Source organism: Thermoactinomyces sp. CICC 10522 (assembly GCF_016055075.1).
GTDB classification, from domain to species: domain Bacteria; phylum Bacillota; class Bacilli; order Thermoactinomycetales; family Thermoactinomycetaceae; genus Thermoactinomyces_A; species Thermoactinomyces_A daqus.
In genome coordinates this window covers 144,708-164,836 of the sequence record NZ_JAECVY010000005.1, presented here as the reverse complement: position 1 = coordinate 164,836, position 20,129 = coordinate 144,708, and the positions used below count along the sequence as shown (strand labels likewise).

Annotated in this window: 18 protein-coding genes; 10 read left to right on the top strand and 8 right to left on the bottom strand. The window is 49.7% G+C overall.

Going from position 1 to position 20,129, the window contains the following annotated elements; genetic code table 11:
• The first annotated feature begins 95 nt into the window (after nt 1–95).
• The 7 genes from I8U18_RS09750 (at nt 96) to I8U18_RS09720 (ending at nt 7,816) form a co-directional block, all read left to right on the top strand.
• A complete protein-coding gene (locus I8U18_RS09750; RefSeq protein ID WP_033099897.1) occupies nt 96–302 on the top strand; it encodes a helix-turn-helix transcriptional regulator in 207 nt (68 codons plus the stop codon).
• Between the two features lie 122 nt (nt 303–424).
• On the top strand, nt 425–658 hold the full coding sequence (locus I8U18_RS09745) for a hypothetical protein (protein WP_198064720.1): 234 nt from the start codon (nt 425–427) through the stop codon (nt 656–658).
• A gap of 615 nt (nt 659–1,273) precedes the next feature.
• Nucleotides 1,274–2,656, top strand: coding sequence for a UDP-N-acetylmuramoyl-tripeptide--D-alanyl-D-alanine ligase (locus I8U18_RS09740; RefSeq protein ID WP_033099895.1), 1,383 nt, complete (start codon nt 1,274–1,276; stop codon nt 2,654–2,656).
• A 357-nt stretch (nt 2,657–3,013) separates the two neighbouring features.
• Nucleotides 3,014–4,315, top strand: coding sequence for an NCS2 family permease (locus I8U18_RS09735; protein WP_033099894.1), 1,302 nt, complete (start codon nt 3,014–3,016; stop codon nt 4,313–4,315).
• 222 nt (nt 4,316–4,537) lie between these two features.
• On the top strand, nt 4,538–5,554 hold the full coding sequence (locus tag I8U18_RS09730) for an NAD-dependent epimerase/dehydratase family protein (RefSeq protein WP_198055785.1): 1,017 nt from the start codon (nt 4,538–4,540) through the stop codon (nt 5,552–5,554).
• A gap of 2 nt (nt 5,555–5,556) precedes the next feature.
• On the top strand, nt 5,557–6,651 hold the full coding sequence (locus tag I8U18_RS09725; protein WP_198064719.1) for a dihydrodipicolinate synthase family protein: 1,095 nt from the start codon (nt 5,557–5,559) through the stop codon (nt 6,649–6,651).
• Nucleotides 6,652–6,688: 37 nt separating this feature from the next.
• Nucleotides 6,689–7,816: a mandelate racemase/muconate lactonizing enzyme family protein gene (locus tag I8U18_RS09720; RefSeq protein ID WP_033099891.1), complete on the top strand. Its 1,128-nt coding sequence runs from the start codon at nt 6,689–6,691 to the stop codon at nt 7,814–7,816.
• Nucleotides 7,817–7,908: 92 nt separating this feature from the next.
• On the opposite strand, the gene I8U18_RS09715 is transcribed toward I8U18_RS09720, so the two are convergent.
• A complete protein-coding gene (locus I8U18_RS09715) occupies nt 7,909–8,772 on the bottom strand; it encodes a LysR family transcriptional regulator (RefSeq protein WP_198055782.1) in 864 nt (287 codons plus the stop codon).
• Between the two features lie 128 nt (nt 8,773–8,900).
• Between I8U18_RS09715 and I8U18_RS09710 the strand changes: the two genes are divergently transcribed.
• Nucleotides 8,901–10,325, top strand: coding sequence for an NAD-dependent succinate-semialdehyde dehydrogenase (locus I8U18_RS09710; RefSeq protein WP_198064718.1), 1,425 nt, complete (start codon nt 8,901–8,903; stop codon nt 10,323–10,325).
• Between the two features lie 76 nt (nt 10,326–10,401).
• Complete coding sequence (locus I8U18_RS09705; protein WP_198064717.1) at nt 10,402–10,968, top strand: FUSC family protein; 567 nt, start codon at nt 10,402–10,404, stop codon at nt 10,966–10,968.
• Nucleotides 10,969–11,169: 201 nt separating this feature from the next.
• On the opposite strand, the gene I8U18_RS09700 is transcribed toward I8U18_RS09705, so the two are convergent.
• The 3 genes from I8U18_RS09700 to I8U18_RS09690 form a co-directional block, all read right to left on the bottom strand.
• Complete coding sequence (locus I8U18_RS09700; protein ID WP_198064716.1) at nt 11,170–11,511, bottom strand: cupin domain-containing protein; 342 nt, start codon at nt 11,509–11,511, stop codon at nt 11,170–11,172.
• Between the two features lie 171 nt (nt 11,512–11,682).
• Nucleotides 11,683–12,849, bottom strand: a complete 1,167-nt coding sequence (locus tag I8U18_RS09695; protein WP_198055781.1) for an iron-containing alcohol dehydrogenase — start codon at nt 12,847–12,849, stop codon at nt 11,683–11,685.
• Between the two features lie 104 nt (nt 12,850–12,953).
• On the bottom strand, nt 12,954–13,811 hold the full coding sequence (locus I8U18_RS09690; RefSeq protein ID WP_033099715.1) for a DUF421 domain-containing protein: 858 nt from the start codon (nt 13,809–13,811) through the stop codon (nt 12,954–12,956).
• Nucleotides 13,812–13,924: 113 nt separating this feature from the next.
• On the opposite strand from I8U18_RS09690, the gene I8U18_RS09685 reads away from it, so the two are divergent.
• Nucleotides 13,925–14,131, top strand: a complete 207-nt coding sequence (locus I8U18_RS09685) for a DUF1657 domain-containing protein (RefSeq protein WP_033099714.1) — start codon at nt 13,925–13,927, stop codon at nt 14,129–14,131.
• A 114-nt stretch (nt 14,132–14,245) separates the two neighbouring features.
• Here the strand turns inward: I8U18_RS09685 and I8U18_RS09680 are convergent, their stop codons facing one another.
• The 4 genes from I8U18_RS09680 to asnS all read right to left on the bottom strand — a co-directional run bounded on the left by I8U18_RS09680 (nt 14,246) and on the right by asnS (nt 20,124).
• Nucleotides 14,246–15,553: an ammonium transporter gene (locus tag I8U18_RS09680; RefSeq protein ID WP_198064715.1), complete on the bottom strand. Its 1,308-nt coding sequence runs from the start codon at nt 15,551–15,553 to the stop codon at nt 14,246–14,248.
• 125 nt (nt 15,554–15,678) lie between these two features.
• On the bottom strand, nt 15,679–17,886 hold the full coding sequence (locus I8U18_RS09675; protein ID WP_198064714.1) for a YheC/YheD family protein: 2,208 nt from the start codon (nt 17,884–17,886) through the stop codon (nt 15,679–15,681).
• Between the two features lie 103 nt (nt 17,887–17,989).
• On the bottom strand, nt 17,990–18,715 hold the full coding sequence (locus I8U18_RS09670) for a DnaD domain protein (RefSeq protein WP_033099712.1): 726 nt from the start codon (nt 18,713–18,715) through the stop codon (nt 17,990–17,992).
• A gap of 116 nt (nt 18,716–18,831) precedes the next feature.
• Nucleotides 18,832–20,124, bottom strand: a complete 1,293-nt coding sequence (gene asnS / locus I8U18_RS09665; protein WP_033099711.1) for an asparagine--tRNA ligase — start codon at nt 20,122–20,124, stop codon at nt 18,832–18,834.
• Nucleotides 20,125–20,129: the final 5 nt, after the last annotated feature.

Here is a 20,129-nt window from a genome sequence, read left to right as displayed (position 1 = left end):
ATTTAGGGAAATGCCCGGCAAATGTAAAGGTAACTTTACATAAAGGCTGCTTTGTAATATCATGTTTAATAACGGGAAAGCAGTTAGGTGATGTTATGAAAAACCGACTTAGGGAACTGAGGAAGAAGCATAATCTTTCGCAAGAAAAACTGGCACAGTTAGTCAATGTTTCAAGACAAACAATTATTTCGATTGAAAATGGAAAATATAATCCATCGCTGTCTTTAGCCTTTTCACTTTCTAAGGTGTTTGGTTGCTTGATTGAAGAAGTATTTATCATGGAGGAGGATAAATTTGGATAACAGAAAAACTTATCAGTTCCTCTTTGGTTTATTCGCAATTATCATTATCTTCGGGGGGAATTTTAGAGGCCATAAACGAGATTCGGGCTTCTATTTTACCGCTTTCTTTGGGATTCTCTCTTTTGTTTTATACGTTTGCCAATGTTAATCTGGCTCATAACGATGAAAGAACTCAATTCATTAAGGTTAAAAGCGGACACCTGTCTTATATTATCGGGCTGATTTGTGTCGGACTGATCTACCTGATTTCTTTGAAACTGCATTTGATCAATCTCGATCTCAGTATCTTAATCGCTTTTTCGATCCTCATCATTTCTTACCCCTTGCTCCTTTTCGTGTACAGTCGCTTGTTTTAGACTCCGAATACTGAATTATATATGTTGAATAATCAGCACAGCATCTCACAAGATTTTGAAGGCTCAAATGACCGAACACTTGCTGCGGAGCCATACGAGCCTCAGAGCACCGCCAAGGCTACGGGAACAGCTCAACCAACCACCCAAGCAGGAACGATCACACTTCATGTGCCCCAGATCAGGAGCGGAAAGTTACGGATTGAGCTGTTTCCCTGCCGGAGTGTCTGAAAAAACCACAATTGCCCCCCCTTCCCCGGATCGAGTCCAACCGCTTCCACTTTAAATCCAAGTGTATCATTGGCAAATGTTTGGCTTTTTCAGCCATGAAGAACCCCTGCCGGTATGGACGCACTAGCCTGACCCTCCTCGCCTCAGCTTACCGAGATGGCCTGCCGTGAGAAAAGATACCGGCCGGATCCCGAACTGCCCGGAACTAAAGCGGCGGAAACTTGTTTTGAAATCGGGAAAACAAGCGATCTGCACTCTCTTCCATATTTCTCCTCTCTCCCGGGGTAGATACCCATTCCTCTTTTACCCATTTGGAATAAGATAAAGCAACACATGGCCTGGGTGGCTATTGATCAGTGATGAAACCAGCCTAGGGAGGAAACGGGAATGAAAACAATCTCGCTCGGCAAAATGGCACAAGTGATGGACGGAACACTCATCCAAGCCAATCCCGCCAAACTTGTTCAATCCGTTAATTTTGGCAATCCCAAATCATTAAAACCCCATCAAGTTTACTTTTTCAGCCGGAAGGTCAATTGGGAAAAAAAGCAGCTGCCCGCCATTCAAAGGATCAAACCGATAGCTGTCGTGCTTCCGCCATATGTTTCCAGCCATGCTTTGCCAAAGGAAGTCGGTCTGATCCGCACGCGTGATGCTTTCGCCGCCTTCTGGAAAATCGCAAAATGGAACTGGGAACAATGCAAACCGCTCCGCGTGATCGGCATTACCGGAAGCGCCGGCAAATCGACAACGACTGAGATGGTCGCTTCCATCCTGAAAAATCACGGTCCGATGGTAAAAACGAAGGACAACCTGAACACATTCGTGTTCCTGCCTTCATATTTGACTCGGCTGAACCCGAACACAAAACTCCTCTTATTGGAAATGGGCATGAAATCGCTGAACAACATCATTCGCCAGTGTAAGATAGTCAAACCCGAAATCGGTGTCATCACCAATGTAGGGGAGGCACACGCCGGCGCCTTGGGCGGGATCGACCTGGTTGTGAAAGCGAAACAGGAAATGGTAGACGGAGTGCGCCCGGGCGGAGTGTTGTTTTTAAATGCTGACAATGCCCGTTCCCGCAAACTGAATCTCAGCCGTTTCAAAGGAACCGTCTATACATTCGGTATTGAAAACCCCGCCGACATCAGAGGAAGCAACATCCACTACACCCGAACCGGCATGAACTTTGTGGCTTCGATCGGCAACGAGTCGTTTCCCGTTTGGATTCCCACCTTCGGAACCCACAATGTCTATAATGCCCTGGCCGCCATCGGAGTCGCATGGGCTTACGGCGCGAGCAAAAGCGAAATTCAAAAAGGACTTGCCACTTTCCAGGCTCCCAAGATGCGTTTGCAATTTATCCGCGGCCGGTATGGGCGCATCTTGATCAATGACGCTTGGAATGCAAATCCGACGGCGATGAAAGCAGGATTGGAAGTATTAAAAAATGTAGGGGGAACAAGGCCGAAGATCGCTGTCCTCGGCAATATGCTGGAGCTGGGGAAATATACCCGGGCGGCGCATGAACTGGTGGGCCGATATGCAGCCACCATGGAACTGGATCAATTGATCACGGTCGGCAAATACGGACGATTCATCGCAAAGGCCGCCGTGGAAAGCGGGATGAACAAAAACAAGGTATTTAACTTTACAAAGTCGAGTCAATTGCTCCGTCACTTGGCCCGTTCTCCCAAAAACGCAATCATCTATTTCAAAGCCTCGCGAAATCTGCATTTGGAAAAGATCGTGAAGAGATTGAAATAACTCCGCAGATGCAGGCCATTCTTAAGAATACAGGGGGATGAATTGAAGGATTGGTGGAACCGGCTGTTTATCCGCATGTTTCGGCCGGGACACTTGCCCGTTTCAGCCATCCGTGGCAAAAGTCGCTGCCGGTCTGAGGAATTTCCACTCCAATTCCTTCGTCGCGTTCAAGCGGTTGTGAGAAAATCCCCCTGTTGAGAGTGGTCCTTTTTGTGGTTTTTCGTTTGCGTAGCAAACTTGTTTATAACCATGCACATTATTGACAACAATGCCTTCTTCTTTCTATAATGAATGAATTAAAAATCGCTTTTGACGATTTTGGGTTGGGAGAGGGGCTACAATGAGGAAGGAAATGAAGTGGAGGCGTTACAAGCACGTTTAAATAAAAACAAATGGAAAACAACGGCCAAACAAGAGATCATGGCCGGGGTTCTTTCGTTTTTTACCGCTGCTTATATTATCGTTGTCAATTCTTCGATCCTGGCCGATGCCGGCATTCCGCTTGAAGGCGCCATCATCGCAACGGCGCTTTCCAGCTTTGTCGGCTGTTTGCTCATGGGCTTCTGGAGCAATACGCCGATTTTGCTCGCCCCCGGCTTGGGGATCAATGCCTTGTTTACCTATACGTTGGTCAAATCGATGGGATTGTCTTGGCAGGCGGCACTGGCATCCGTGGTGGCCGCCGGGTTGATGTTTGCCCTGATTGCGTTCAGCAAGCTGGCCGATCTGGTCACAAAAGCAATCCCCGATACGCTGAAAAATGCGATTACTGTCGGGATCGGACTGCTGCTTACGTTTATCGGCCTGCAAAAAGGCGGCGTGATTCATCCCGGTAAAACCACGTTTATCGAATTGGCCGACTTTCGCTCACCAGCCTTGTTGGTCACCCTTCTGACCCTGGTGATCACAATTTTCCTGTTTGTCAAAAACGTTCCCGGCAACCTGCTGATCAGTATCGTGGCCGGCACGATTTTGTCCTATGCCTTTGGTGCGGCGAAAGTGGAACATTTCTCCTGGGAGGGGCTCAACTTAAACAGTTTTACTTCCGTTTTTATGGCACCATCCTGGTCCGGGGTTTTGTCCGTTCCCTTCTGGGCAGCCGCTTTTTCGTTGGCATTGGTGCTGGTGTTTGAAAATATCGGCTTGATTCACGGACACTTGCACATGCTGGGCCAAACGGACGCCCATCTCTTTAAAAAAGCGTTTCAGGCCAACGCCCTTTCGGTGATCACCTGCGGTTTTTTGGGAACCAGTCCCACCGTCGCGACCGTCGAGAGCGCAGCCGGGATTGCTGCCGGCGGGAAAACAGGCTTGACGGCGATCACAACCGGAAGCTTATTTCTGCTTTCGCTCTTTTTCATCCCGGTGATCAAGTTGATTCCCGATCCGGCGATCGCCCCGATTTTGATCCTGATTGGCGGGCTGATGCTGGAAAACATCAAAAATATTCCCTTGAATGATCTGACTGAAGGTTTTCCCGCTTATATCATCATCGCGTTTATTCCGCTGACGTTCAGCATCGAAAACGGGATTGCCTTCGGATTCATCGTTTATCCGGTGATGAAACTGTTTACGGGGCGGGCAAAGGAAGTGGCTTTTCCGCTCTATATCATTGCCGGGCTGTTCCTGCTGCACTTTGTCAGCCAGGCATTCCAGTAAAAATGCAAACAGAAGGCTTTTACTTTGCAAAGCAACCTGCAGGGTAAAAGCCTTTTTTACTTCCGCCGTCTTCGGATGAATTGCAATTGAAACGCGAAACCGCGGGTTTGGTGCGAAACCGGTTGGGCAAATGCCCCGTCCTTCCACCTTGAAGCGATTTGTTTTCCCTTCCTCCGGGAAAATAAGAAAAAGATCCTGCTACAAGGGGGCAGATGAAATCTGATGAAAAGTGTTCAGGAGCTGGAGCGAAAGTTGTCCGAACCTTCCGTAAAATTGACGGAGACTCTGGCTAAGTTGGATGGAGATCTTCTCATCCTCGGCGCCGGAGGCAAAATGGGACCCAGCCTGGCAAGATTGGCAAAAAACGCCATTGATGAGGCTGGCGCAAAGAAAAAAGTATTTGCCGTTTCCCGCTTCTCATCGGGAAATCTGCGGGAGGAATTGGAAGCATCCGGAATTGAAACCATCGCCGCCGACCTCTTGAACGAAGAGCAATTGCAATCATTGCCGGACGTAAAAAACGTCATTTTTATGGCGGGAAACAAATTTGGCACAACGGGTCGGGAATATTACAGCTGGGCGATGAATGCTTATCTCCCCGGGCGGGTCGCCGAGAAGTACCGCCATTCCCGGATTGTCTCCTTTTCCACCGGAAATGTATATCCGCTTACTCCCGTTTCCATGCAGGGCGTCACCGAAGATCATCCCACGGCCCCTGTCGGGGAGTACGCGCAATCCTGTTTGGGACGGGAACGGGTTTTTGAGTATTTCTCCCGTCTCCACAAAATCCCGATGGTGCACTTTCGCCTGAATTACGCAAATGATCTGCGGTATGGGGTGCTCCTGGAAATCGCCCGGTCTGTCTATGAAAGAAAACCCATTGATCTGCGCATGGGTCATGTCAATGTAATCTGGCAGGGGGATGCCAATGAATTCGCTCTGCGTTCCCTGGCCATTTGCGAATGTCCTCCCCGCATTTTAAATGTAACCGGCCCGGAAACCGTCTCCATCCACTGGCTGGCGAAAGAATTTGCCAAGCGTTTCAATGTCGAACCGGAATTTCATCATGATGAAGAAAATACGGCTTTGTTAAGCAATGCATCAGAGTCCCATAAGCTGTTTGGTTATCCCCGGGTTACTCTGAAGCAAATGATCGACTGGACGGCCGACTGGGTTGCCTCCGGCGGTGAAACGCTGGATAAACCCACCCACTTTCAGGAACGAAAAGGAGCTTTTTGACCATGAACAGCGGAAAAGAATGCAGACCGGAAATCAAAGATGCCTTGCATGAAGGTGTGGTGATTCCGGCCCATCCGCTGGCATTGAATCGTTCAAGACAGTTGGATGAACAGCGGCAGCGGGCCTTGACGCGATATTACATGGCGGCGGGAGCAGGAGGAATTGCCGTTGCCGTCCATACAACGCAGTTTGAGATCAGGGAGCATCATCTGCTGGAACCGGTATTGCGCCTGGCTGCCGAGGAAGTGGAACATGCCGGGCTGAACCGGCCTTTCATCAAAGTAGCCGGCATCTGCGGGCCGGACGATCAGGCCCTGCGGGAAGCCGAATTGGCAGCCGGACTCGGTTATGATCTGGGTCTGCTCAGTGTGAACGGTTTGCAGGAACTGTCCGAAGAAAAACTGATTCAACGGGCGGAAAAAGTGGCAGAAATCATTCCTGTATTCGGCTTCTACCTTCAGCCTTCGGTCGGCGGAAGATACCTCAGTTTCGACTTCTGGAAAGCATTCGCGGACATCCCCGGTGTGATGGCAATCAAAATCGCCCCCTTCAACCGTTACCAAACGCTGGATGTAGTCAGGGCAGTCTGCCATGCGAAGCGATGTGAGGAAATCGCCCTTTACACCGGCAATGATGACAATATCGTCGCAGACCTGCTGACCACTTATCGCTTCCGGGTCAACGGGAAGTGGACAGAAAAGAAAATCGCCGGCGGCCTGCTCGGACACTGGGCCATCTGGACCAAGAAAGCCGTCGAACTCTTTGAAGAAATCAAATCGATCCGCGACAACCGGCAACCGATTCCGCCCCGTCTTCTGGAGCTTGCAGTGCAGATAACCGACTGCAATGCCGCCTTTTTTGACTCCGCCAACCGCTTTGCCGGATGCATCGCCGGAATTCATGAAGTCCTCCGCCGCCAGGGACTGCTGGAGGGCCGCTGGTGCCTCAACCCCGATGAAGTCTTGTCACCGGGGCAACTGGAGGAAATTGACCGGGTCTACCGCGAGTATCCGCACTTGAATGACGATGCATTTATCGCCCGGCACAAAGAGCAATGGTTATCTCCAAGGAGCAGGAATAACGGAAGCGGGGCATAGAGATTGACAGTGACGCGGGAAAGGTAAGGGTGTAAAGATGAAAATCAGCAAAATCGAAGTTTTTCCGTTAACATTGCCGATGAAACAAAATTTCTTTATCTCCGGCGGGAAAGTCGGGGATCTGGGACAAGGTGCACCCCATGTTTATGTCAAAATCACCGATGATGAAGGGGCGGAAGGTTGGGGGGAAGCCCGGCCCAGCCACCGCTGGAGCTATGAAACCCTTGAATCGGTCACCACGACAATTGAACATTATTTAAAACCGGTTCTGCTCGGCGAATCCGTCCGCGATTTGAACCGGATTCACCGGTTGATGGACCGGAGTATCGCCGCCGGATTCAGCAAAGGAATGCCGATCGCCAAAGCAGCCGTCGACATGGCCATTCATGATCTGCTCGCCAAACACCATGGAACCCACCTCCCCGGGCTCTGGATGGGCACCTTTAAAGACACGATCCGCCTTTCTTACCTGATCAGCACCAACGATCCTGACCAGGCCTGCAAAAAAGCACGAGAGGCCAAGGAAAACGGATACCTGGCCATTGACGTCAAAATCGGGTTGAATCCAAAACTGGACGTCCAAATCCTGGAGGCGGTTAAACAAGCGGCACCCGAACTCTATTTTCGGGCAGATGCCAATCAGGCCTACACTTTGACAGAGGCCGTGCGCTTATCCCGGGAAATGGAACGAATCGGCGTTGACGTGTTTGAACAGCCCCTCAAGGCAAACGATCTGACCGGACACGCCGAATTGCGCAGAAAAACCGGTACCCCGATCGCCTTGGATGAAAGCATTTGGTCAGCTGGCGATCTGATCCAGGCGATCCGCACCGAAGCATGTGATATGGTCGTAATCAAAGTGACAAAAACGGGCGGGCTCAAAGAAGCAAGGTTATGCGGGGAAATTGCCAAAGAAGCCAACTTGGGTTTGCTGGGAGGAGGACTGACGGAATCGACGCTGGGCTTGACCGCCAGCGCCCATCTGTTCAATTATCTCGATCTGCAAATCCCGGTGGATTTAAACGGGCCGTTCTTTCTTGCCGATGATCCGGCAGCGGACGGATTGCAGGTGCGGGATGGAACCGTCCATTTGTCCGGCCGGGAGGGGATCGGGTGTACAATCGCGGAGGAAAAAATTCAGAAATATGCGTTTAAACGTGAATAGACCACAAGCGAGACAGCGGGGAGAAAGGTTGGGCAATCCGCCATTCTCCCCCGATCCTTTTTTGATCACAGTGCCGGTGGACAAAACCCGTATCAATAAGGACTGAACAATAGAGATAAAAGCAGCTTCCCCATATCCGGATTCCGTGAAATGAGAGAAATGACTCGTTTCATTTTAAAATCCACGATAGGAAGCGCCTTGATTCTTGACTGATCTGCGTGATGAGTAAAAATTTCGGGCAGAATCGATACTCCTAAATTTGCCGAGATAAAGCCGATGATACTCTGTCCGAAATCAATTTCAGAAGAGATTTTCAGATCAGCGTTATGAATTTTAAATGCTTTTTCCAACAATATCCGAACGTCACAGGAAGGGGGCAGCACCACGAGAGATTCATCCTTAACATCATTAAAATAAATGTGATCCCGTTTAGCCAGGGGGTGTTGACGGTGAACAAATAAATAAAAAGGTTCGCTAAAGAGTTGTTTCGACCAATAAGGGTGTTGTATTTCCCTGTCATCCAATAATGCGACATCGATGATTCCTTCACGCAAAAAACGCAAAATCTCCTTATAGCTATAAGAAACTTTAATGCTGATTTCCCGATCCTTATGGCTTTTTTTAGCCGCGGCCAGCCGATCCGGAAGATAAAAAGCAGCAATACTCGGCCAAGTGCCTATCTTGATCCCCGTTATTCCTTTCGTCATTAAAATATCCTTACGGATCGAATGGATTTTACGCAAGACAGGCTCGATCTCTTCAAACAAAATTTTTCCGGCTTCTGTTAATTCCACTCCCGTTGCAGAACGTATAAACAAAGTTGCGCCCAGATCCTCTTCCAATTTTCTCATTTGCTTGCTCAATGCCGGTTGAGTCATGTGAAGTTGTTCGCTTGCCTTTGTCAAGCTCTTAGCTTTGGCCGTTATTAAAAAGGCTTCAAGCCATTCTACATTCATTCCGATCACCCATAACCATTTGTTATACCCTTAAGAGAGAAAGGAAGTACTTAATCAATTAAATCCATGATAATCTAGGGGTATCTTCAGAGCAACAAAGTCATCTTGGATCAAAAGGAGGCCATTCCATGCATCCTGATAAAATGTACATCAACGGTCGATGGATTGATGCCATCAATAAAATCGACGTCATAAACCCGGCTACAAAGAAGATCATAGGATCTGTTCCCAATGGAGGGGCAACAGAGGCCAAAATGGCAGTAGAAGCTGCTTACCCAGCTTTTCAAAAATGGTCCAAGCAACCTGCCGGAGAACGCGGCAAATTACTTATGAAATGGTTTGATTTAATCGAGAAGCATAAAGATGAACTGGCGGAAATCATGACACTGGAACAAGGGAAACCTCTGCAGGAAGCAAGAGGAGAAATCACCTATGCGAATAGTTTTATTTCTTGGTACGCAGAAGAAGGAAAACGAATTTACGGTGAAACGATTCCGGCTTCTTCTCCTGATAAACGGATCTTTGTCCAGAAACAGCCCGTTGGTGTCATCGCCGCTATCACTCCTTGGAATTTCCCCGCGGCAATGATTACAAGAAAAGTGGCACCAGCCCTCGCCGCCGGGTGTACCGTTGTATTAAAACCTTCTGAAGAAACCCCTTTTACAGCATTGAAACTGGCCGAACTGGCTGACCAAGCCGGCATCCCAAACGGGGTGCTCAATGTCGTAACGGGAGATGCAGAATCGATTGCAAATGCTTGGCAAAAAGACAGCCGGGTCCGCAAACTAACTTTTACCGGTTCGACACCAGTGGGAAAAATCCTCATGCGGGGAGCAGCGGATACGGTAAAAAAAATATCTCTTGAATTGGGCGGACACGCTCCCCTGATTGTCACAGCCCAGGCTGATATAGATAAAGCCGTGGATGGTGCCATTGCTTCCAAATTCCGCAATGCCGGACAAACTTGTATCTGTACCAATCGAATCTTGGCAGATGAATCAATCGCTGAAGAATTTACGGTGAAATTGGCAGAGAAAGCAGCAAAACTGAAAGTGGGTAATGGATTGGAAGAAAGCACCGACATTGGGCCGTTAATTAATGAAGAAGCGGTTAAAAAAGTCATAAAGCATATTGAAGATGCGAAACAAAAAGGCGGCCGGGTCTTGACCGGCGGAAACAGATTAACGAATCAAAAGGGATATTTTATCGAACCAACCGTGATTGCCAATGCCAAAGATGACATGCTTTGCATGGTTGAAGAAACATTTGGTCCGCTCATTCCCGTCGCAACGTTCAAAACCATCGATGAAGCAATCGAACGCGCCAATAACAGTTCTTATGGTCTGGCGGCCTATGTGTATACAGAAAATCTCAGGGAAGCCGTTTATATCTCAGAAGCATTAGAATATGGCATTGTTGGGGTGAATGATGGCGCACCTTCAGCAGCACAAGCACCGTTTGGCGGATTTAAAGAGAGTGGATTGGGCCGTGAAGGAAGTCGTTATGGCATCGAAGAATTTTTGGAGATAAAATACATTTCACTCGGTTTATAAGGCATTCCGTTACAATCAGCCCCTTCAAAAACGCGGGGCTTTTTTTGTGAAGCAAATCAGCAAAGGGGGAGCACTGATGAATATCAAAGCGAAAATCGAAAAGACAGGATCACTGCTCACCTCGATCGGAGTTACGTTACCCATATTCAAGACAGCTCTCGCAGCGGGAATATCGTGGTGGTTAGCGACTTTATTTCTGCCTCATTTTTTTCCTTATTTGGCACCTTTAGCTGCTGTATTGGTGTCCAATGCCACCGCAGCTGAATCCCTTGAAAAAGCGAAAAATCGCATATCCGGGGTAATTGGCGGAGTCATGCTAAGCATTTTGATCGCACACTGGATTCCGGTTTCGGGAGTTGCTGTTTTCCTCAGTGTTTTGATCGGGCTGGCACTTGCAACACTTTTGAAACTGAATCAAGAGATTGCAAATCAGATCGGCGTGAGTGTGATCATGGTTTTGGCCTTTATAAATTCTCCGGGATATGAATGGGCGCGAATTTTGGAAACGATATTCGGTTCGATCATCGCCATCTTCATCAATGTAATTTTGATACCACCAAAAACCTTATCCAGCAAAATAAAAAAGATGCATCGGATGAAGAGAAAAAAGAGAAGCCTGATCACTGATTCTCCACACGGCTGAATCCATGGAATTCCCGTTCTTCCGCCGCAAAGGCCACTGCAGAAAAGACCTCTTGCAGGGTTTGAAAATGAGGTTTGTCGACCGTCTGAAACCCGGCAATTCATACGCCGGGTTCAGCTTGTTGACCAAGTCCGTTTTTCTCCGGTCGGCAAGCTTCTGTTTTGATAACGCCTCTTGCCGCCATGATCCTGAAGAGGTTGATCAATCGCGCACCACCCGGTCCCCTTTGCTCGTCGGTTGGGAAATCACCAAAAATTCGATCTCCTGTCCAGACTTATTCATCATGTGATGGGGCACTCGCGGCGGAATCTCGATCCCTTCCTGCTCATGCAACTGAATCACTTCCCCTTCAACCTCGATGGTGGCCACTCCCTTCAAGACAAAGAAAAACTGCCGCGCCTGTTCATGATAATGCCTGACTTCTTCCGTACCGGCCGGCATTCGCTCATGGATCACGCTCAATTCTTCCCGTTTCACCAGATGCCATCCGTCACATTGCTGTCCCCAAATATAATGTTCTGCCGTATTTTTGCTGATCTTCATCGGTTTGCTCCTTTCCCGTCAAGTTTTCGGCCAATATCACGATTCCTCCGTTTTTTGTCCCTTTGCTCGCATGAGGCCCATTCATCAGCCGCCATCATGTTGGATCAATTCGGGAACGGTAAAAAACCCCTGCGACCCATCACAGTGCAGGGGTTTTTTCGTCCTCCGGCTTTACAGGGACATTTTCAGGATTTCGTAGACGTCTTGTTTGGTCAGTTCTCTGAAACGGCCAACCGTACCGTTGGGGCTGACCGCTTTTTCCGCCATGAGCTCCAGTTTGGCGTCGTCGATCCCGTAGTCGGCCAGACGATTGGGGGCGCCGATCGAATTCCAGAAACCGCGCAAACGGTCAATTCCTTCCTCGGCAACCTGACGGTCCGTTTTCCCGGTCGGATCAACGCCAAAGACGCGAACAGCCAACTGCTTCATTTTCGGCGTGGCCACATCCAGGTTGTAACGAATCAGGTTCGGGAAAATGATGGCCAACCCGCCGCCGTGCGGAATGTCATAGACAGCGGAAACAGCGTGTTCGATGCCGTGTGTTGCCCAATCTCCCTGCATCCCCTGATTGATCACGCCGTTCAGAGCCATCGTTCCGCAGAACAGGATCGTTTCCCTGCTTTCGTAATCCTCCAGGTTTTCAAGGAGTTTGGGGGCTGTTTCCATCACTGTGGTCAAAAGCGACTCGACCATGCGCTCATTATAGGGCACATTGGGTGCATGGCTGAAATAGTGTTCCAGCGCGTGGGACATCATGTCCACGATCCCGTAAACGGTTTGGTCGCGTGGCACGGTAAAGGTGTGAACCGGATCGAGAATGGAGAAACGCGGGAAAGAGTATGGGCTGCCCCAGCCGATTTTCTCTTGCGTTTCCCAGTTGGTGATGACGGAACCGGCGTTCATTTCCGAACCGGTTGCAGCGAGGGTGAGCACCGTGCCCAGAGGAAGCGCGCCCTTTGCCTCCGCCTTCTTGGTAATGATATCCCAGACATCTCCGTCATATTCAGCCCCGACAGCAATCGCTTTGGTCGCATCAATCACGCTTCCGCCGCCGACGGCAAGCAGGAAATCGATCTTCTCTTTTTTGCAGATTTCAATTCCCTTGTTCACAGTGGACAAGCGGGGATTTGGTTCCACTCCCGGCAGTTCAAACACTTCTGCGCCGATTTCATCCAGGAATTTACGGATGTTATCATAAATCCCGTTTCGCTTGATACTGCCGCCGCCATACACCAGAAGCACTTTTTTTCCGTACTTTGGCACTTCGTCTTTTAAAGCGGCCAGTGTCCCTTTACCAAAGATCAATTTGGTCGGATTATGAAAAACGAAATTCTGCAAAGAAAACACCTCTTTTATTATGTAAAATGGAATCCGCCTTTCTATTATAAGCGAAACAAAATCATTTCGCGACCCGAAAGAACGGCAATTTTTGCCGCTGTCTCTTACGTAGTCAGATAAGGCTTTAATCGGTCTATCACTTTTTCCAGTTTGGCGGCACATTCTCCGTACATCGCTTTGACGTCTTCCCGCTCGGTTGACAGAGCGAACATTTCCAAATCGGCTTCGCATTTTTTTAGAGTCGCCAGGAGCGCCGGTTTTTCTTGCGGTTTCGCCAGTTGGAGCTTGTCATCATACACATCGAGATACAGCTCGCCGCTGGAGTCGACTTGCCCGACAAATACATTTTCCAACTGCACCCCCTGCTTTTCCAGCTGTTCCTTGAGCCAGCGCCGATTACGGCCCAAGCGGAACAACGCTTCATCCAAAATGCTGCCATCCATAATCACGATTTCCGGTTCCCGTTCCTCCGCAACCTTCAGCCCCAGCATCTTGGGCGTCAGCGGAAGGCATTCCTTTTTCAGCATGACATCGATAATCCCGTTCGGTTCCATCACCGCAAACTCGACATCGGACAGCTTGAACACATTTTTCTTGCGCAGCTGGGACATCAACTCATCGATGGTGATTCTCTCTTTTTTCAGGTTATCCTCGAGCACTTTTCCCTCTTTGATCAAGACAGTGTCTTTGCCGTCCAGCCAGTCGCGGGCCGTCTTGCTCTTCAGCTGCAAGAAATGAATAAACAAAATGACCGCCACCCAGACGAGCAGGGAAATAAAACCCAAATATCCCTCTTTCATTTCCAGAGACATGTGGGCCGCCAGATTCCCGATGGTGATCCCGGTGATGTACTCAAACAGGGAGAGTTGGATAATCTGTCTTTTTCCCATCAACCGGGTCAACACAAACAAGACGACCACGGTTATCAATGTTTGTACAATCACTTGAATCCAATCCGCCATGTCGCAATCCCCACTAACTTTCAGTAATTTTTCTCTGTATAGTATGGAAGCATCCCAATCGGCCTATTCATCCCGATTTTTGCGCATATTAACAGCAGAAAGGAGTTTTGCTTATGACTGTTGCAGCCAAAGTAAAAACCTGCCTGGCTTCCCTTCGCAGTGCACAAGCAGGTTTGGAGCAGTTTTCCGTGGAATCGCAAACGCAGGACGCCAAAAAAGTCTTCTCTGAAGCAGCACAGACGGTGCTTGAGATCATTGAACAGGTAGAGCGTCGCGTCGGAGAGCTGGAACGGGAAGAACCGGAGTACAAAGGGTTTTGAGGAAACAATCGTCTCTTTTCAGCGCGTCACGGGAAGGAAGACTAAAAATCATTCAAAAAAGGGGCGAGGTCACCTTCCGAAGAGAACCCCGCCCCTATTTCCATTCCTTTCTGCTCAAAGCACTTTTTGCCCCGATTCCCAAACGGTTTCACGACGATCCGGTGCTTCAACCCGGTTTACGGGAAACGGCAGACTGATATATCCGTAACGGCCGTGCTCGCTTAAATCCAACCCGTTCCGTTCTTCATGTTCGGATACGCGCAATCCGATCACCTTCTCCAGAACCCACAATGCCGCAAAGGAGGCTGCAGCCACAAATGCCATCGTGACAACAATCCCGAGCGCCTGGACAGCAAGCTGTTCCCATCCTCCGCCATAAAAGAGACCGGCTCTCCCAATTCCAACATTTTTCACCAGGTCGGGAGCAGCAAAAATCCCGCAGGATAACGTTCCCCAGACTCCTGCCGCCCCGTGGACAGAAGCGGCCGAGACCGGGTCATCGATTCCTTTTCGTTCAAACCATTTTCCTGAATAATATCCGACGGTTCCGGCAACCGCTCCGATCACCACCGCCGCCCATGGCCGGACAAAGGCGCAGGGGGCGGTAATGGCCACCAATGCAGACAGCGCTCCGTTTAAAGTCGCGGAAATATCGGCTTTACCGGTAGTGATGCGCGAGATGAAGTACATGGTCAAGGCTCCGGCGGCAGCAGCGAGGTTGGTCGTCAAGGCCGCATAGGCAAACAGTCCGTCCTGAACATGTGTGGCGCTGCCCGGATTAAAGCCGAACCATCCAAACCAGATGACAAAAACCCCCAACACCGTGTAAACCTGGTTATGACCGGGAATTTCAACGGACATTCCGCGTTTGTCAAATTTGCCCAGTCGCGGCTTCAACATCATCGTGGCCACCAGCGCCGCGACTCCGCCTTGGAGATGGACGACGGTGGAACCGGCAAAGTCTTGTTTTCCCAACAGATGGAGCCAGCCGTGTTCCCCCCAAACCCAATGCCCCACGACAGGGTAAATGAAGATGGAGTAAATGGCTCCAAAGACAATATAAATCCCCAGTTTTCCTCTCTCAGCAAATCCACCCCAGGCGATGGCCAACGAAACGGCCAAAAAAGCAAACTGGAACAAGTAGGAAACCGAAATCGGCAATGCCCCCGAATCCTGGGGCAAATGCAAAAACCAACCCGTTGTGCCAATCCACTTGCCCTCACCAAAGGCAACCGCATAGCCGGCAACCCAGAAAGCGAGAGCGGCGACCGAAAAACCGATCACCTGTTTCACGGCGATATGCCCGGCATTTTTCGCTCTTGTCGAACCGACCTCCAGCAAAACAAATCCAACCTGCATCAGCATGACTAAAACGGCCGCCAGCATCATCCACATTGAGTCAAGTGCTTGATCCAGCCTCATGGTGATCCCCCGATTCCTCAATTATGTTATAATACCTTACATTTGTTTTGTATATTATCATACAGAGAGATCACCAACCACAATGATGTCAGATTTTTTTACAATAAAAAACTTGAGCAGATCGCTCAAGCCAACCGGTGATAAATTTCGCTTAATTCTTTGGCTCCTTTACTCCAGCCAAAATAGTTTTCCGCTCTTATGCGCGATTTTTTCCCCATTTCCTTCAGCTGATCCGGCCGGTTCAACCACTCGACCAATACTTTGGCAATGCGCTTGCTCAAACCCGGCCCCGGTGAGACCAAACGTCCATTCACCCCGTTTTCAACCAGTTCGCCAATCCCCCCGGTCTGCGTCGCCAAGATCGGCAGCCCGGTCGCCATCCCTTCCACTGTCACCAATCCAAATGCCTCTTTGCCAACTGACGGAACGACCAAAACATCAGCCAGTTGATAAACCTCAGGTAACCCCTGGTGCGGAATATGAGGCCACCAACGGATCTGTTCACCGTGCTCGCGCCCCAGCTGGCGGCATTTTCGCAAATAGCCGGTCTCCACGTTCCGCCCGTAAAAGCTGCTGCCGACGATTAACAGAACGGCAGCGGGATGCACCTCCCGCACTTGTTTAAAGGCTTCGATCAGCAAGTGCAACCCTTTTTGCGGAATAATCCTTCCGACATAGAGAATGACCGGGCGTCCGTTTAATTGATGCCGGATTCGCTCTTCAATCCTTCGCCGGCGAACGGCAGGATCGTGAATGGAAGCAAATTGGTGCAGATCCACCCCGAGCCAGATTTCTTTCAGCTTATGCATAATCTGGGGATACTCTTTTTTCAGGCAATCGGCCATGTATCGGCTGTTGGTCAAAATGAAATCATAGCGGGGCAGCAACTTTCTCAGCGCTTTGCGATTGGCGTACGGAGGGTTAAGGTAAGTGTGCGAATGCACAAAGAGGACTTTTTTGGCATTCGGAGCTGCTTTGGCCAGACGGTTTAAAAGGAGAGGCCGGTTTTCCACCTGGATGATATCCGGTTTCAGAAACTTGAGCGACTGTTCCACCCTTTTGTAATATTGCTGCGTCACGGGAGCTTTCAAGTCGAGCGCCGTCGCATCCGCCATCTCTTCCACCTGATTTCCCAGCAGCAACACATGATGGTTTTTTCCCAATTCCTTGGCCCAGGACCGGGCCACAATCTCAACAGAGCCGCTTTTTCCACCGTGAACAGGCAAATTTCCGGGGGTGATCAGGGCCACGGTCGGTTTTCCCGGCTTTTCTGCCGGCGGCTGGCGGTAAAGATAAGCGGCATATTCCATCGGTGCGGCAAAAGTGCGCCGCCACGATTCCAGATCACCGGCTTGATGGAAGGTAATGCGCAAATCACGTCCGTTGATTTCGATGATCCAGATATCTCCTTTTTCATCAATCGCCAAATCGAGACCCAAATCAGCCATCCCGGGAATGCTTTTTTCCAGCGCTTTGGCTGCCATCACCGCAACCCGCTCCATCTTTTCCCGCACCGATGCCGGTTTGGTAAATCCAGCTTCGACCATTACTTCGTCAAACCTGCGCGCTTTGCCGCCGACCGCCACATTGGTGGCCACGGCATTCTCTTTTCCTACCTTGGCTACGATACCGGTAACCAGCCACTGACCCGTTCCGTCTTTTTGAACAGAAACACGAAAATCGACGGGCCGCCGGTTGATCGTGAGCAGAGAAATCGGTTGCTGGACAATCACAGGAGCGTGAATATGTTTGTGAATCCAGGCCGGAAGCTGATTAAACGGAACTTCTCCCTTTGCCCCTTTGGCATCCTCAATCCAGATGGCCCCGTTTTTGTGCATCAGGCGGCAAACGCCGATCCCCAAACTTTTGTTCCGCGGCTTTATATAACAAGCACCGAAGCGGTCAAACATCTTCTGCAAAACGGGCTGTTGATAGAGAAAGGTTTCCGGGAGGTGCGGCTTTAACTCCGGTTCCCGCTCAAGAATCTGCGCCACTCTCCACTTATCCATGCGGTTATCCCTATTAAAGATGATCAATCCGGGCAGGGCTCGGAGAAGTTGATACTTCATCTGAAAGACGGCGGGTTTGATCCGGTTATGAATCACTTTGGGAAGAGGGTGGCGTTGTTGATGGTAACGCCCGTCAGGTTCTCTGGTAAATCCGTCTACGGTACGATCAGCCAATCTCACATGCTCAATCGTAAAGAAGATTGGTTTTAATCCCACTTGGCGTGCGGCCTGATCGTAATGGGGAAATACTTCGTACGGCGTGCGATCCCGGATGCAGTCGGAAAAAATATGGCGGCTTACCAAAACCCCTACCGTATCAGCCACAAACGATCCCCCCTTTCTCTCTAAGTGTATGCAACAAACAAATGCCTTAAAGAGGATAGCTGTCCCGGCGACAAAAAAATAGACGAAAGATTTCGCTCTTCCGTCATTCTTGATTCACCCAGTTATAAAAAGAGAAGCCGCTGGCCCGATGTTGTTTTTCTCTGATTCCGGACTGGTATAACATACCTTTTTGTCTGAATTTGCGCGAATACTCCACTGCTTCCTCCGCTGTCCGCACATTATTGCGCTGCCATTCAAACAAAATCCGGTCGATGTACCGGAAATTCAGCTTGCTGCAAAAGACCGCTTCCCGCAAGGCGGATTCAATCAATTCTTGCGAATATCCGTCTTCATCAATCCATCTCGCCAGCATTTGGCATTCCATCGGTGACAAAGGCCGGCCAAACTCTTGTTCAAACAGCTGGAAAACTCGATCGTATGTCTCCCCATCCAACTCTTCCTCCGCCGAATCCCGGTCAATAAATGAGGAAACCAGCTGTTGCATCAGCGGTACAAGGGAATAGCGTTCACTGCGGACTCCGTACTCGTTCACCTCATGTTCAATCCGCAAATAACCGCCGCGCACCAGCCGCTGAATCATATCGACGATCTGTTCCTGTGTGAGATTCATCCTCATCTCCAATTCACTAACCGTCGGAAACAGCTTTTGTTCCTTCTCCTGAAAGAAAAGAATATGAATCAATAACATAACTTCCGTTTCAGATAATCCGACCCGTTTATACTCCGTCAATAAGAGAACGGGCAAAGAGAGGGAGCCCTGCTGCAGGAGTTGAACCAGAGCCGTCTGCACTGATCCTTTTCCATCCATGCTTATCCACCTCGCTTGTCTTTCTACTATACCACAGGAATTTTGGCGTAAAATAGACTTGAAAAATGGAAAAGCATCGGTTTGAACCGATGCCCCTCACTTGATCCCGATTCTCCTTACGGGTATAAACGGTTAAGCATACGCGGAAACGGAATGGTTTCGCGAACATGATCCAAGCCGCAGATCCACGCCACCGTCCGCTCCAGTCCGAGACCAAATCCCGAATGGGGAACAGTCCCGTATTTTCTGAGATCCAGGTACCATTGGTAAGCTTCGCGCGGAAGATTGTGAGCTTCATATCGCTTTTCCAGCAATTCGGGGTCGTCGATGCGCTGACTGCCCCCGATGATCTCCCCATATCCTTCCGGTGCAATCAGATCGGCGCATAACACCACTTCAGGGCGGTTGGGATCCGGCTTCATATAAAACGCCTTTACTTCAGTCGGGTAATGGGTGATAAATACCGGCCGGTCAAAGCTTTCCGCGATTTTAGTCTCATGCGGCGCCCCAAAGTCGTCCCCCCATTTAAAATCGGCAAAGCCTTCTTTATGCAGCAGTTCAACCGCTTCGTCATAGGTGATGCGCGGGAAAGGCGCCTTTACTTTTTCAAGGGCGGAGATGTCACGATCCAATGTTTTAAGCTCTGCCTGACAATGATCCAAAACGGATTGCACCACGTGGGCAAGCAGTTGTTCTTGGATCTTCAGGCTCTCCTCGTGATCGACAAAAGCCATTTCCGGTTCAATCATCCAAAACTCGATCAGATGGCGGCGCGTTTTCGATTTTTCGGCGCGAAACGTCGGGCCGAACGAGTACACTTTGCGCAGGGCCATCGCCGCCGCTTCCATGTACAGCTGACCGCTTTGCGTCAAATAAGCATCTTCATCGAAATACTTCGTGTGAAACAGATTGGTGGTTCCTTCACAGGAAGAAGGAGTCAGAATCGGCGGATCCACCCGCGTAAAGCCGTGTTTGTCCAAAAACGCCTGCACCGCCCGGATAATTTCCGCGCGGATGTTGAGGATGGCCCGCTGTTTCGGGGAACGAATCCACAGATGGCGGTGATCCATCAGAAAGTCGACACCGTGCTCCTTTTTGGCAATCGGATACTCGTCGGCAACCTGAATCACCTCGATCTTGGTCACGTCCAACTCAAAACCGCTCGGAGCGCGTTCATCCTGCCGGACAACGCCCCAAACATACAAGGAACTCTCTTGGGTCAACTTTTTTGCATCTTCCCAGATCTCGGGAGATACTTGATTTTTCAGCAAAACTCCCTGGATAAAACCAGTTCCGTCACGCAACTGCAAAAACATGATTTTTCCGCTCGAGCGTTTATTGTAAAGCCATGCGCCCAGTTTTACCTCTTGTCCGACATGCGCGGCTGCCTCTTTAATCGTCGTTAACACCTATG

Bases quoted from the DNA above. Each gene is read 5' to 3' on its own strand.
- I8U18_RS09750 (WP_033099897.1), top strand. From the start codon at position 96: ATGAAAAACCGACTTAGGGAACTGAGGAAGAAGCATAATCTTTCGCAA.
- I8U18_RS09740 (WP_033099895.1), top strand. From the start codon at position 1,274: ATGAAAACAATCTCGCTCGGCAAAATGGCACAAGTGATGGACGGAACA.
- I8U18_RS09730 (WP_198055785.1), top strand. From the start codon at position 4,538: ATGAAAAGTGTTCAGGAGCTGGAGCGAAAGTTGTCCGAACCTTCCGTA.
- I8U18_RS09725 (WP_198064719.1), top strand. From the start codon at position 5,557: ATGAACAGCGGAAAAGAATGCAGACCGGAAATCAAAGATGCCTTGCAT.
- I8U18_RS09720 (WP_033099891.1), top strand. From the start codon at position 6,689: ATGAAAATCAGCAAAATCGAAGTTTTTCCGTTAACATTGCCGATGAAA.
- I8U18_RS09715 (WP_198055782.1), bottom strand. From the start codon at position 8,772: ATGAATGTAGAATGGCTTGAAGCCTTTTTAATAACGGCCAAAGCTAAG.
- I8U18_RS09710 (WP_198064718.1), top strand. From the start codon at position 8,901: ATGCATCCTGATAAAATGTACATCAACGGTCGATGGATTGATGCCATC.
- I8U18_RS09705 (WP_198064717.1), top strand. From the start codon at position 10,402: ATGAATATCAAAGCGAAAATCGAAAAGACAGGATCACTGCTCACCTCG.
- I8U18_RS09700 (WP_198064716.1), bottom strand. From the start codon at position 11,511: ATGAAGATCAGCAAAAATACGGCAGAACATTATATTTGGGGACAGCAA.
- I8U18_RS09690 (WP_033099715.1), bottom strand. From the start codon at position 13,811: ATGGCGGATTGGATTCAAGTGATTGTACAAACATTGATAACCGTGGTC.
- I8U18_RS09685 (WP_033099714.1), top strand. From the start codon at position 13,925: ATGACTGTTGCAGCCAAAGTAAAAACCTGCCTGGCTTCCCTTCGCAGT.
- I8U18_RS09680 (WP_198064715.1), bottom strand. From the start codon at position 15,553: ATGAGGCTGGATCAAGCACTTGACTCAATGTGGATGATGCTGGCGGCC.
- I8U18_RS09670 (WP_033099712.1), bottom strand. From the start codon at position 18,715: ATGGATGGAAAAGGATCAGTGCAGACGGCTCTGGTTCAACTCCTGCAG.